The sequence below is a fragment of the Methanobacterium petrolearium genome (assembly GCF_017873625.1).
Lineage (GTDB): Archaea > Methanobacteriota > Methanobacteria > Methanobacteriales > Methanobacteriaceae > Methanobacterium > Methanobacterium petrolearium.
Map to the genome: position 1 here is coordinate 22,501 of NZ_JAGGKL010000009.1, position 13,211 is coordinate 35,711.

Below are 13,211 nucleotides of genomic sequence, written 5' to 3' on the forward strand. Positions count from 1 at the left end.
GCCATTGCGGATGGTGATTACTCTAAAAAGAATCTCAAAGAATACCAGGAACGCTGCCAAAAAGAGATAGGTGATTCCTTTAAGAAGTACCTTAAGGCCAAAGAATACCTTCTGAGTCTTTCTGATGATGAACTGGATTCCATAGCCAAAGCATTCAATGAAAGTGATTTTGACAGAATAAGTCCCACTGATCTGTTAAAAGTTCTGGTTAAAGTTTCACCAAAGGCTATGCTTAAGTTAGGTAAATTATTCTAACAATTCACCTAACTTATTCTAACTATTTACCTACTTATATCCCGAAGAGTCATTAGGATGAAAAAAAAGTCTTTAGGATTTACAGTGAAGATATAGCATTTATATAAACTGGATCATGTTTATGGTGATACCATTGTCAATCAAAGAAATCAAAAGACGTGAAAAGGAACAAAGACGTAATTACATCCTGGATGAGGCGGAAAAACTATTTTTTTCCAGGGATTACGATGATGTCTCCATGAATCAGATTGCCCAGGAAGTTGGACTCAACAAAGCCACTCTTTACCTGTATTTTAAGAATAAAAAATCAATTTATTTTGCTATTGTCCTTAGAGGGGTCCAAATATTCAAGGAAATACTTAAAAATAAGGTTAACACTGGGGAAACTGGAATAAATAAACTTGAAGAGGCAGGCCGTGCCTATTTTGAGTTTTATAAGGATTATTCCCATTACCATGATGCTTACCTTTACTTTAAATCAAAAAGATTTAAAGATAGTACAGATGAATACGCTCTTCAGATAGAATCTTTAACTGGAGATTTAATGATCATCATCTGCAACTCCATTCAGGAAGGTATTAAAGATGGGACCATCCGCAAAAAGGTTAAACCCATAGAAGTGGCTGTTTTCGTAGCAGTGACTGCAGAAAGGATTGTGGGTTTAGGTTCTACCACTTTAAAAATTCTTGAAAGCCAGGGGATCAGTCATGAAAAGTTTATTGAAGACTCCATGGATCTGTGGAGGCATATGGTTATGAATAATGTCCAAAACTGATGGTTAAATCTGCTACATATGCTTCCAATTATTCAATTATCAGTCCATAAGAATGTTCCATATTAATTATATAACCCCTTAAAACAAATTATCATCATTAGATTTGTTATAGTTTAAACTGATAATGTTCTATAGGTGGATTTAATGTCAACGGCAGCCCGGAGAAAACGAGAAAAAGAACAAAGGAGGCAGTCCATTATAGATGCTGCTGAAAGTCTATTTTTTTCCAAGGGTTATGATAATGTTTCAATTAATGACATTGCCAAGGAAGTTGAATTGAACAGAGCTACCATTTACATATATTTTGAGAATAAAGAAGCATTATGCTTTGCTGTTGTATTGCGCGGGGTTCGTATATTGAATAGTATGGTTAAAAACAATGCGAAGGTCGCCAGTGACACCCAAAAAATCAGTGCCATTGGAAATACCTATAACACTTTTTTTAGTTTATATCCTCAGTATTTTCAGGTTTATTGTTACTTCCAGTCAGGAAGATTTGGATCCTATGATACTGGCTTAAAACGTCCTGCATGGGATGATGTGATGGAGATAATCCGCCTGCAGAAAGAGATAGTTGATATCCTGCATTTGGCTATTAAAAATGGAATAAAGATGGGAAAAATTTTATCGAATATGAATACATTTTATGCAACATTTTTAGTCATGTCTGCCATAGACTCTATGGTAAATCCTCCTCCAATTTTAACCAAGGAACTTAAAGACAGGAATTTTAACAAAACACAACAATATTTTCCTCAGGATTTTACCCATTTTGTTAATGAATTACTTAAAAATAAAGAATAACAAAAATTTTCTTCATTATATGAAATATCTATTGATAATTCATGATTCAATCTCTTTATATTAAATATCCAAGGGTATGATAGCTCTTTTTTTGATTATAATAAACATAACAAATAGAAACATTTATATACCTAATATGACTCTTAGTCATATATAAAAATATGAGTCATTAATAATTTTTTATACAATCACGTGATTTTAACACTTTACAAAAATTAGGTGAAATAAAATGTCAATAGCCCAATGGAAGGAAAAAGAAAAAAAACAGCGACGTGAAAACATCATTGATGCTGCTAAAAAATTATTCTTTGAAACAGACTATGATAATGTTTCCATGGATGAAATAGCCAAGGAAATTGGCTTGGGTAAAGGGACCTTATATATTTATTTTAATAGTAAAGAGTCTTTATTTTATGCTGTAGCTCTGCGTGGGATGCAAATTCTGAATTCAGTGCATTTAAAATATTTAAATCAGAAAAAAAGCGGGTTAAATAAATTACATGCACTAATTGATGGATATTTCCAATTCACTCAGGAATATCCTGAATACTTTCATATGCTTTGTTATGCTGCATCCAACCCTTCATCCATAACAGATAATGAATATGCAAAAGATTTCACTGATCTCGCCCTGGGCAATATCCAGATATCAACCAAAATACTTGAAGAATGTATGGTGGAGGGAACAGTGCGAAGAGATTTACACCCCACAGAAATGGCAATTTTCCTCAGTATCATGGGAAATAGTATCACAAACATGGATCCAGTCTGGAAGGTAACTTTAAAAGCAGCAGGAACAGGTAAAGATAAAATTTGGGAGCATTACCTACGTTTCATCACTCCGGCCATTGAAACCAACCATGGATTAGATCTTTCTGTTACTGAAATGGGTGATGAGGAAAAATGAAGTTTTGAATTGCTTATATGAAGAGGGGGGAAAAATGGAAATAAGTAAAATGCAGATAAGAAGGAAAGATACTAGCGGTACAGCTGAAGAAATAACTTTTCATAGAGTTATTGAATCAGCTAAGGAGGAAGAAGAACGGATCTGTTATGATCCCTATGCTGTACATTTTATTGGCCCGGAATTACTGAAATTTTTTGAAGCAACTGCTTGTAATTATCCAGAAGCTAAAGCAAGACTGGAAGAGATGTATCGTCTGTTTCCAGGTACGCAAAATTCAATTGTAGCAAGGGTCCGATATTTCGACGATTATCTCCATGATTCTATAGAGGAGGGAATTGAACAGCTGGTTATTCTTGGTGCTGGATATGATACCAGAGCTTATCGTATTGAAGGGATTAAAGAACATGTGAAAGTTTTTGAAGTTGATTATCAGGGCACCCAGCAAGTGAAGATGGAAAAGATTAAAGAAATTTTTGGTTCACTTCCCAGTCATGTTAAGTTTGTGAATGCTGATGTTGGGAGTGGAAACTTATTCAAAATTTTATTAGAACATGAATACAACCCTTCACAAAAAACACTCTTCATTATGGAAGGACTCATCTATTACCTCCCACCGGAGGATGTAAAAACTTTACTGTCATCCATAGTGCAGAATTCAAGCCATGGCAGTAAAATAATTCTCGATTACTTCCCTCAATCAATGGTTGATGGCACCTGCGAGTTGGAAGTTGGGAACCTCATACATGAACGTGTGAAACAATCTGGAGAACCACTTAAATTCGGAATTAAGGAAGGAACTGTAGAAAAATTCCTAAAAGAGCGAGGTTTTTCCCATATCCAAAATGTGACCAGTGACGATTATAAAAAAGCCTATTTTTATGGTAAAAATGAAAACCGGGAGGTTTGCAGTCTTTACTCATTTGTTCATGCCATGGTTGAACATTAAAATAGACCCAGATAATATTTTTTTCCATTATTGCATTGATCTTTTCTTGTTTATTTTAATTCCGCCATTTATTATCACTTAAATAGATTTTAAAGCTTTATATTAAGAAAACTCACATCTTTATCCAAACATTTATATACACAATAACACCATGTTATAAAATAACATCCTGTTATAAAATAACAGTTTGTTATAAAATAGCAATCTGTTACAGAATAACATCCTGTTAAAAATGAGGGGATTATATGGGGAAAAATAAGGTAAAAGATAGATCAAAGGAAAATTTAAAAGAACCAAATCCAACAGCTGAATTTGTGGCATCACACAGAGCAGTTGAATCATTAAAGCCTGAAAATGAACGCATATGCTATGATCCTTATGCCATCCAGTTTCTTAAACCTGAAACATTGGAAATAATAAATGATCCGGTTAAATTGAAGGCAATAAACGAGATGGCTGGTCCCATCGGTCAGGAGATGGGTACTTCGCTTCGCATCCGAGTCAGATACTTTGATGATTTCATTGAGAGATCAGTTGATAACGGTTTGGAACAACTGGTTATTTTGGGCGCCGGATACGATACTCGTGCTTACCGTATTAATGGATTGGAAAATGTGAAAGTTTTTGAAGTTGATTATCCGGACACTCAGCACTTTAAAATCCAAAAAATCGTGGAAATATTTGGTTTTCTATCTGATCATGTTGTATATGTACCCGTTGATCTGGAAACCCATACACTTGGTCAAAGTCTCGTTGATAAGGGATATGAAAGTTCAAAAAAGACTCTTTTTGTAATGGAAGGGCTTATTCAATACATTTCACCGGAATATGTTGATGAAATTTTTTCATTTATTGCCAGAAATTCAGGTAAAGGAAGTGCAGTTATTTTTGATTACCATGATGAATCTGCAATTAATGAAACCAGCAAAGCAGGGAAAATGATTAAAAATTTTCTGGAACAGATGGGAGAGCATCTTAAATTTAGTATTAACAAGGGAGAAGTTGAAAAATTTCTCTCCCAACACGGATTTTTCAATATTATCAGTGTTTCCAGTGCAGAATATAGAAATAAATATCTTCCTGAGACAGATGAAAACGAAAAATTCTATAATCCCATGTTCTTTGCCCATGCAATGGTTGATGAAAAGTTCTACTAAACAGACCATTTAGGTGGTGCTTATCAAGTGGATTCAAATTCCAATGGCCAATGGGAGAAAGGGAAAGATTAATTGCGTGATGATATCTAACAATCTTCTTAAAAAAGAGGAGGGGATGAAATGCAACCAAAAATTGAGATAAGTAAAGATGAAAGTTTAGATTTGAGGCAATTAACTGCTCCATGTGGTTTAGACTGTTTTAATTGCCAGGGCTATTTAGCAAATGATAATGAAGAAATAAGAAAACAGTTAGCAACTAAAGCTTCGGAATATGGCATTCCATACAAAAAAGCTTATGAAATATCTGTGTGCAAAGGATGTCGAAAAGAGGAAGGTATCTGTCCCATCGGAGGTATGCGGACAGAGCCATGCAAAGTATTTAAGTGTATTACTTCGAAAGGCATAGAATCTTGTGCTGATTGCTCTAGTTTCCCTTGTGATCATCTGCAACCTTACGCAGACAAGGCATCTATGCTTCCACATAACATGAAAGTTTTTAATTTAGCATTAATAAGAAAAATGGGCTTAGAAAAATGGGCCAGTGAAAAAGCAAACTCAGTGAGAGATACCTATTTCAATGGAAAATGGAATATTTAGGCTTTTGAGTTTCAATAGTAAATGTAAACGTTGTAAATTTGTATTTTAAAATTCACATGAATGTGAACCGTTTATTCGCGGCATTGGCATGCGAAAAATACAACCATAACCCCCAAAATGTAAAAACAAAAAGACTCCAATTTGGGGACTGAAAATATAAATATCAAAATGTATTGATAATTAATCAATATTACTTGAATTTTTTTCCATCAAACAGTGAAGTAAGAAATACAGGCATGTAAATGAAAAAAACTGATAAATTTAAGTTTTTAGAAAAAACAGCTTTAAAATTGGGTTGTACAGATGCAAAGGTTATTCCCGCAGATCATATAGTGGTTGAAGACAGAGTTCGCCTCCGATGTATGATTGGCTGCCCAACCTATGGGAAGAATTTGAGATGTCCTCCGTACGCGCCGAGCGTAGATAGTTTCCGGAAGATTTTGAATGATTACAGTGTGGCGATGGTCATCAGGATCAAACCCCCAGAAATATCCAAAGAATTGCTGGAAAAATACAAACCTAAACAGAGTGAGGAGTTCCGACTATGGGATCGATATCAGGACCCAGTTACGGTAAAATCCTCTATCTGGACCGATTTATCACAAATTTACAAATCCATGTTAATAGTTCTGTTGGAACTTGAAAGGGCAGCATTCAAACAGGGATATTCTTTGGCCACTGCATTTTTCGGTGGGAAATGCATGCTCTGTGAAAAATGCAACGTGGAAGGTGGAGTTTGTCTGAATCCTCTAATGTCACGTTTTGCATCCGAAGCTATGGGCATAAACCTGTTAAAAACAGCAAAAAATGCAGATATGGAATTAAAGTTTTCTACTTCTGATAATCCAGTTCAAATCACTCCAATGGCCATATTACTAATAGATTAAGACAAATTACGTGCAATTAGAATGAATGGTGATTCTATGAGTGAGGCTAGTTTAGATACAAATTTCGTGGGAAAAATTCTAGAAGAGAATAATTACATTCCAGATGAAACCATCGTTAACGTGGTTTTTCTTGCCATTTCACTTAAAAAACCCATACTAATTGAAGGACCTCCGGGAACAGGCAAAACAGAACTTTCCAAGGCTGTAGCAAGAGCTTTTGAAAGGGATTTTTTTAGGGTGCAATGTTATGAAGGAATTACCTTTGAACAGATCGTTGGGGAATGGAACTACCAAAAACAACTATTACACCTTGAAATGTCAAAAATAAACGATACTACAACTAAACAAGAAGATGATGTTTTTAGAGAGGATTTTTTCATTAAAAGACCCCTTCTTTCTGCATTCATGAATAATAAATCCTCAGTTATTCTCATTGACGAGATTGATAAGGCAGATGAAGAAGTGGAGAGTTTCCTCCTGGAAGCCCTGGGGGAGAAGCAAATTACAGTAAATGATCTGGGAACCTTTGATCTCAAAAATGATCTTGTGGTGATCCTGACTTCCAACAGTCAGAGGCAACTGTTGGATGAAACCAAAGATCGTTGTCTCTATCTTTATATTGACTATCCATCATTGGAAAGGGAAGTGGAGATCGTTAAGACCCATTTACCTGAAGCTTCTCCCCACCTGGTGGAAGAAGTAGTTAAGACCATGCAGAAGATCCGAAAGATGAACCTCTCTAAAGTACCCTCCATCCGGGCCACTGTGGATTGGATTAAAAGCATGATCATGTTCGGTAAAAATGATCTCAACGAAGATTCAGTTAAAAAAACCATCAACGTGGTTATAAAAAACGAAGAAGATCGGGAAAATGTCTTAAAATCATTCCGTAAGTGAAAATGTAGCAGAACAATGAAAGATGATCTTATCAGATTTTCCAGGACTCTTCGGGAGAACGGAATTCCGGTCAGCCTGCGATGCACACAAAGTGCCTACGAAGCAGTTCCTTTAATCGAAGAGGCGGATGGAAATTTAAAAGAAGCACTTGCAGCCATTTATATTAAAGATCAACGCAAAAGAAAGAAATTTAATAAAATATACGAATCATTCTTTGAAGGAAAAGGAGATATTCCCCAAATCCCGTCTGATCCTAATAACAAAACACCAAAACACCGACATAATGCATTTAACACCCATGATACGTCTTTTCACTCCAAAAATAAGTACATCCCCTTTGCAAAAACCATGGAACGTATCCAAGATAGTCTTGTTGATGAAGTAAAACTTGAATACATTGAAAATACATTGGGAAGAAGCAGTGCCAATGATTCCGGAGATAATACAGATTCTAAGTCAGTTAAAAGTGATTTAACTTGTTTAAATTCATTGCAACCAGAACTTATAGATTTATGTCAGAAACTGGGTAAAAAAATAGCCACTAAAAGAGCAAGGCGGCTTAAAGAATCTAAAAAGCAAAAACCTGATATCAGAAAGACTATCCGGAAAAATATGAAACATGGCGGGACCCTGCTGGAGATGGTGAAAAGCAGACCCCACCTAAAAAAGCACAATCATTATTTTCTAAATGATGTTAGTGTTTCCTGTGATTGGATCAGTCTCTGGTTCTTCTGCATGGTATATGCTGCCCAAAATTCTTTTAGCAATCTAAGGGCATTTGAATTTGACAACAAGACTGCTGAAATATCATCGGCCCTCCATGAAGATGAATTGCTTGATGCTTTTCTTAAAGTTCTGGAGATCCGGAAGCAAAATCAGATGATCCACGGTAAATCTAACATGTTTACTGCCTTTGAAGGTTTTCTCAACCAAGCCAGCTTAAACAACAAGTCATATGTTATGATTTTAAGTGATTGCCGGGACTGGGCCGGGCCAAAATACAAAAATCAATCCATGAAAACTGAATTTTTAACAAAATACGGACGTAAACCTTTAAGCGCCGATCTCATTCAAGAAATGTCACGAAATTCTAAAAAAGTTTTAATTCTAAATCCTGAACCCATATCCAAATGGAATGTTGCAGATAGTTGTGTTTCGTATTATGAAGATGCCGGAGCAGAATGTTTTGAAGTTTGTAATTTGAAACAGCTGGCAGATTTAATAAGTGAAATTTAACACGTTTGTTTAATGATGTGAGACGTGTTCTTATGAAAAAATCCAGTGAAGAGGAATTTAAACAGCTGTTATGTTGATAAAAATACTTAGGGAAACTATTTATTTTTCAAAAAAAATCTCAGGAACGAACTGTATAAGATCTGTAGCTCTGAAATTGTAGCCATACTTCTCTGCTGCCACATCTCCAGCTTTTCCATTAATGTAAGCCCCTAAAAAGGCTGCTTCAAATCCATCATGACCTTGAGCCAGTAGAGCTCCGGTTAAACCAGCCAAACAATCTCCTGTTCCCCCAACAGTCATTCCCGGGTTTCCTGTGCTGTTTAACTTTAAATTATCATTACGAGCAATGATATCTGTAGGTCCTTTCAGCAGCACGGTGGTTTCAGATTCAACGGAAACATCCTTAATAACTTCTATCCTGCCTTTAAGATCTTTAGGAGCATCTCTACCTGAAAATTCTTTGAATTCCCCCTCATGAGGAGTGATAACAGTTTCATGATTTCTTCGTGGTAGTACCCAGGGTGAAATGAGTTTAAGGGCATCAGCATCTATCACCAGGGGTTTTTCGATTTCCACCACCAGATCATTGACTGCCAGAGAAGTTTCCTCTTCTCTACCTATCCCACACCCTAAAACTACTGTATCGAAATTTTTTGATAATTTTATCAGTTCTTCCGTGTCCTTAGGATTCAGGAAATCCTCTGATAATGGATGTACAATCAGATCTGGAGAGTAAGATCGGATAATCTGTGATAATTCACGCGGACATGCCACCACAACTATATCAGCACCAGCAGCCAATGAGGAAAGTGCAGCCAGTGCTGGTGCTCCCGAATAATCCTTACTACCCCCAATTATTAAAATTTTACCATTTTGGCCTTTATGAGATCTGTAATCCCTATTTTGTAGTCTTAAAAGATCTCCAGGACCAGTGAACAATTCTGCTTCCCTTGGTATTCCAATATCACAGGCCTCTATACTGCCCACGTACTCCACACTGGCGATATTTAGACCCACTTTCACTTTATGGAAGGTTACCGTAACATCAGCTTGCACAGCTTTATCTGTAACCATCCCGGAACCAGGATCCACACCAGTTGGCACATCAACTGCTACTTTAAACGCTTCAGATCGGTTTATAATATCCACTGCTGTAGATATAGGTTCTCTAAGCTCACCCCTTACACCTGTACCCAACAACGCGTCGATTAAAACCTCCGCATCTGTTTCTGAAAGATAAGAAGAATCTCGAACTATTTCCACTTTCAGGGGAGTGGTTCCTTTACTGATCTTCTCCAGAACTTCCCAGTTAAGTTTAGTTTCTTTTGATTTGATGGATGAAGGATCAGATAAAAGAAATACTTCCACTTCAAAACCATTATTTAGAAGGTATCTAGCTGCTACAAATCCATCACCCCCGTTTCCACCATTGCCAGCATAAATGGCAACTTTACAAGGGTTTCTATTTTGGATGATTCTATGAGCCAAGCATCTTCCGGCATTTTCCATTAAAGAAGTTCGAGGAATGCCCATGGCCTCGGCATTGGCATCAGCAACCATCATATCCTTAGGAGTCATGATATCACTACTTATAATTATAAGAAAGATGATATTTAACCATGCCCCTCCAATGTTTTCCCAAATTTGGAGAGGAAATGAATTACAAAAAACAGGTTAATCATTTAAGCACTGCAAATAATGGTGTATAAGGTGATGATTTGCAAAGTCCTAAAAATTCCATGCCAATTACTCCCTCACTTACTTTTTCCGTTGTTAAATATCCTATAATAGCCGTAGTGGGATTGTTGACTTATGGAATAATTGGATCATTCTTAATCATGCACCTTGATGTTATTAACTCCATCTATTTTACCGTTATCACCACGGCTACCGTGGGTTATGGTGATATTAGCCCTCAAAGCCCATTACAAAAATTTTTTGTGGTTACCCTGGTACTTGGGGGGGCTAGTTTGATTGCTTATGCTTTTACTTTAATTATTATGGTGGTTTCCATGACTGTAGAAGATATTACTTCAGGAGCAAGGCACAGGAGAATGATAAAAGCCGCCAAGAACCATTTTGTCCTGTGCGGCTATGGAAGAGTAGGTAGCGCCGTTCATAAAGAGCTTTTAAAAAGAAATCAGAAGGTCCTTATAATTGAAAAAGAGCCATCAATCGTTGAAAAAGAGCTCTGGGATGATCCAGATGTGCTGGCCATCCCCGGTGATGCCACTGACGAAAGTGTGATGTGGGAGGCGGGTATTGAACATGCTAGGGGAGTCATTATCACCACCGGTGATGATGTGGACAACCTTTTTATCACCTTAACTGCCCGAGAAATACAACCCGAAATATGGATAGTGACCAGAGCCAGTAAAAAAGTAAATATCAAGAGGTTGTATCGTTCAGGGGCAAACAAAGTCATATCCCCTGAAAGTAGTGGTGCAGAAGACATCTACTTTGCAGCCATCCAGCCCACCATCATGAAGATCACCGAGATGCATGACGTGGCTGACATCCGCAAAGAGTCTGAAATAATCTTAAAACATGATTGTACTCTTGAAAATATCGAATACCATCTTCCTGAATTCAAAGAACCTCTGGCCAGGAAAATTGGAGTAACCCAACTAGATCAACTGGATCACTTTCTGGAAAGTCTGGATAAAGATCCAAAACGAAAAGAATCCTTAAAAAGGATTTATGAATCAGTGAGTGGTATCCACTCCCACTGGATTTCAGGACCAGACAAGGAAAACCTGGAAAAAGTAGCAGAAGAACTCAAAAAAGAAGGATTCCTTCTGGGAATTAATCTCACTGAGAAAGAGATCAAAGAAGCCGCCCGTAAGTATGGTCGGCTGGTGGAAGTAGTAATCAGACCAGAGATCAAAATCACCGAAACCCACGATGTAAGGGACATCCGAGAAGAGGCTGAAATCATTTTGAAGTATGGTTGCACCCTGGAAGACATCGAATACTATCTCCCAGGATTTCATGAACCTCTTAAAAGAAATGTAGGCCTTTCCGAGGCTAGTAAGATGGAAAACTTCCTTAAACATCTGCAAGAAGATTCGGCTCGGATGGATGCTTTGGAAAGACTTTACACCCTCTCTGGTGGGGGTATACACTCCCATCGCATAACGGGTCCTGACACTAAAAGCCTAGGCCGGGTGGAAAAAGAGCTTAAAAAAAGAGGATTCCTGTTGGGGGTTAACCTCAGTCAAGATGAGATTTTCAAGAAGATCAAAGAATATGGAAGGGTCAGTGAGATGTTACTTAGACATGAACCTGGTTTAACTGATGACAAGAACATTATCATTAGCCATGGTGGGAGAATACTGGATTCAAAACATTATCTTCCAGGTTTAGAGCAAGTTGTAACCAGAAAACTTTATTTAAAGAATTTTAACGATCTTAAAAGGTGTGAAAAAGAATATAAGAGGCCTGATGCCAAAAGATCCCTGGACACCTTATCTCACATCTCTCGTAATATTCACTCCCATACTGTTTCAGCTGCCAATGTAAAAACCATTAATAAAATAATTAATGCATTAAACAAATCTGGACAGCTTTTAGGGGTTGATCTACCTGAAAAAGAGATTTGGAAAATTGTGGAAAGTGCAGAACCTGCTGGTTTCTGTGTAGAATAACAAAGATGATCAATAGAGTAAAAATAGGAATTAAGACCAAAAATAAGAAAATTTAAAGGGAAAAATAATCTAATCCCTTCAAAACTAATAGTTTTTTATGTTAACAGATTATCTAGAACAGATCCTGCAGGTTTAGTTTGTAAGCACCCAGGTTTCCACCGAAGTTTCCGGCACTGATTTTTATAACACCCGGTACCTGTACTGCTGCTTCTATACCTGCTTTCATGGCTGCTTTTACTGCTTCTTCACTCACACCATCGATAACGATCTCGTAAACACCATCCACTTGTTCTGGTATCTGGCATCCTTCCACATCATCTTTAAGGGTCACACACATCTTTTCGTTGGTGGAAGCACCCAAGAATTTGTATTTATGAGAACCCACCTTGGAACCGGAAGCAACTATTCCTCCAGGGAAGGGGGTGATGGTTCCAGGCACAGATTCAATGGCATTTACAGTAACTTCAGCTGCTAAAAGGCCTGATGCTGGGTTTTCTGCCATTATGAATAGGTTTCCTCCTGCCACTCCAGATTTAATTCCCAGTTCTTCTTCCACCAGGAAGTCTCCTGCCATGAGTGGTATGGAATGGATTGTTCTTCCATCAATCTCTGTCTTCTTCTCGTAACCGTCACCATAAAATTTAAGCTTTTTACCAGTAGTCATCTTTTCATCAGGATCTTCCATGGCATCAAAGACTGCAGTGGTAGCGGCAGTGAGGATACACATTCCCACACGTTCTAGTAATTCGTGGTCCAGTTTCTTCTTGTCCATGTTACAGATCATAATAACGTAACCAGGCCGACCATCAGGTGTTTCTTCTGGTGGCACGTAACAGTCAATTCCTGCCTCTGCCGGGCATCCAATAACTGATGTTCCGTATCCTGTGGCTTCAGTAGCTGCTATTTTCGCCAATTTTTTAGTGGCTGCGGTTACCAGCAATCGTGATACTTGTATACCAAATGCTTCTGCAAAAGTGTCTTGAATTTCCACTCCGTTTATTTCCATGATTATCACCAATCCATCTAGATATAAAAGAATTAATAAGTTTTTCCATTTATTCTTTTGGTTAAACAAGGAATTAAAAACTAACCAAATAATTAAA

Annotated in this window: 13 protein-coding genes (1 of these 13 running past the window's edge); 11 read left to right on the plus strand and 2 right to left on the minus strand. The window is 37.2% G+C overall.

The features are described from left to right. From J2743_RS09050 to J2743_RS09095, 10 genes are all read left to right on the plus strand, one after another. Positions 1-255 carry the end of an NAD(P)/FAD-dependent oxidoreductase gene (locus tag J2743_RS09050; protein ID WP_209626423.1) on the plus strand. Its footprint begins 927 nt before the window's first position, so only the last 255 of its 1,182 coding nucleotides appear in the window; its start codon lies off the left edge, out of view; it ends in the stop codon at positions 253-255. A 133-nt stretch (positions 256-388) separates the two neighbouring features. After that, a complete protein-coding gene (locus J2743_RS09055) occupies positions 389-1,030 on the plus strand; it encodes a TetR/AcrR family transcriptional regulator (protein ID WP_209626425.1) in 642 nt (213 codons plus the stop codon). Between the two features lie 144 nt (positions 1,031-1,174). Then, positions 1,175-1,834: a TetR/AcrR family transcriptional regulator gene (locus J2743_RS09060; protein ID WP_209626427.1), complete on the plus strand. Its 660-nt coding sequence runs from the start codon at positions 1,175-1,177 to the stop codon at positions 1,832-1,834. A gap of 229 nt (positions 1,835-2,063) precedes the next feature. After that, the gene (locus tag J2743_RS09065) at positions 2,064-2,741 is read left to right on the plus strand and encodes a TetR/AcrR family transcriptional regulator (protein ID WP_209626429.1); all 678 of its coding nucleotides are present in this window, start codon (positions 2,064-2,066) and stop codon (positions 2,739-2,741) included. A 34-nt stretch (positions 2,742-2,775) separates the two neighbouring features. Beyond that, on the plus strand, positions 2,776-3,687 hold the full coding sequence (locus J2743_RS09070) for an SAM-dependent methyltransferase (protein ID WP_209626432.1): 912 nt from the start codon (positions 2,776-2,778) through the stop codon (positions 3,685-3,687). Between the two features lie 245 nt (positions 3,688-3,932). Beyond that, the gene (locus J2743_RS09075; RefSeq protein WP_209626433.1) at positions 3,933-4,844 is read left to right on the plus strand and encodes an SAM-dependent methyltransferase; all 912 of its coding nucleotides are present in this window, start codon (positions 3,933-3,935) and stop codon (positions 4,842-4,844) included. Positions 4,845-4,964: 120 nt separating this feature from the next. Next, positions 4,965-5,441: a DUF3795 domain-containing protein gene (locus tag J2743_RS09080; protein ID WP_209626436.1), complete on the plus strand. Its 477-nt coding sequence runs from the start codon at positions 4,965-4,967 to the stop codon at positions 5,439-5,441. Positions 5,442-5,683: 242 nt separating this feature from the next. Next, positions 5,684-6,328 carry a DUF2284 domain-containing protein gene (locus J2743_RS09085; protein ID WP_209626438.1) on the plus strand — a complete coding sequence of 215 codons (645 nt, stop codon included), beginning with the start codon at positions 5,684-5,686 and terminating at the stop codon, positions 6,326-6,328. Between the two features lie 36 nt (positions 6,329-6,364). Next, complete coding sequence (locus J2743_RS09090) at positions 6,365-7,225, plus strand: AAA family ATPase (protein WP_209626440.1); 861 nt, start codon at positions 6,365-6,367, stop codon at positions 7,223-7,225. 15 nt (positions 7,226-7,240) lie between these two features. After that, positions 7,241-8,461, plus strand: a complete 1,221-nt coding sequence (locus J2743_RS09095; protein WP_209626442.1) for a VWA domain-containing protein — start codon at positions 7,241-7,243, stop codon at positions 8,459-8,461. 99 nt (positions 8,462-8,560) lie between these two features. Here J2743_RS09095 and J2743_RS09100 read toward each other — a convergent pair whose 3' ends face one another. Next, positions 8,561-10,039, minus strand: coding sequence for an NAD(P)H-hydrate dehydratase (locus J2743_RS09100; protein ID WP_209626444.1), 1,479 nt, complete (start codon positions 10,037-10,039; stop codon positions 8,561-8,563). Between the two features lie 140 nt (positions 10,040-10,179). On the opposite strand from J2743_RS09100, the gene J2743_RS09105 reads away from it, so the two are divergent. Beyond that, the gene (locus tag J2743_RS09105) at positions 10,180-12,108 is read left to right on the plus strand and encodes a 3H domain-containing protein (RefSeq protein ID WP_209626446.1); all 1,929 of its coding nucleotides are present in this window, start codon (positions 10,180-10,182) and stop codon (positions 12,106-12,108) included. Between the two features lie 112 nt (positions 12,109-12,220). On the opposite strand, the gene fhcD is transcribed toward J2743_RS09105, so the two are convergent. After that, positions 12,221-13,114 carry a formylmethanofuran--tetrahydromethanopterin N-formyltransferase gene (gene fhcD / locus J2743_RS09110; RefSeq protein WP_209626448.1) on the minus strand — a complete coding sequence of 298 codons (894 nt, stop codon included), beginning with the start codon at positions 13,112-13,114 and terminating at the stop codon, positions 12,221-12,223. Between the last annotated feature and the right edge of the window lie 97 nt (positions 13,115-13,211).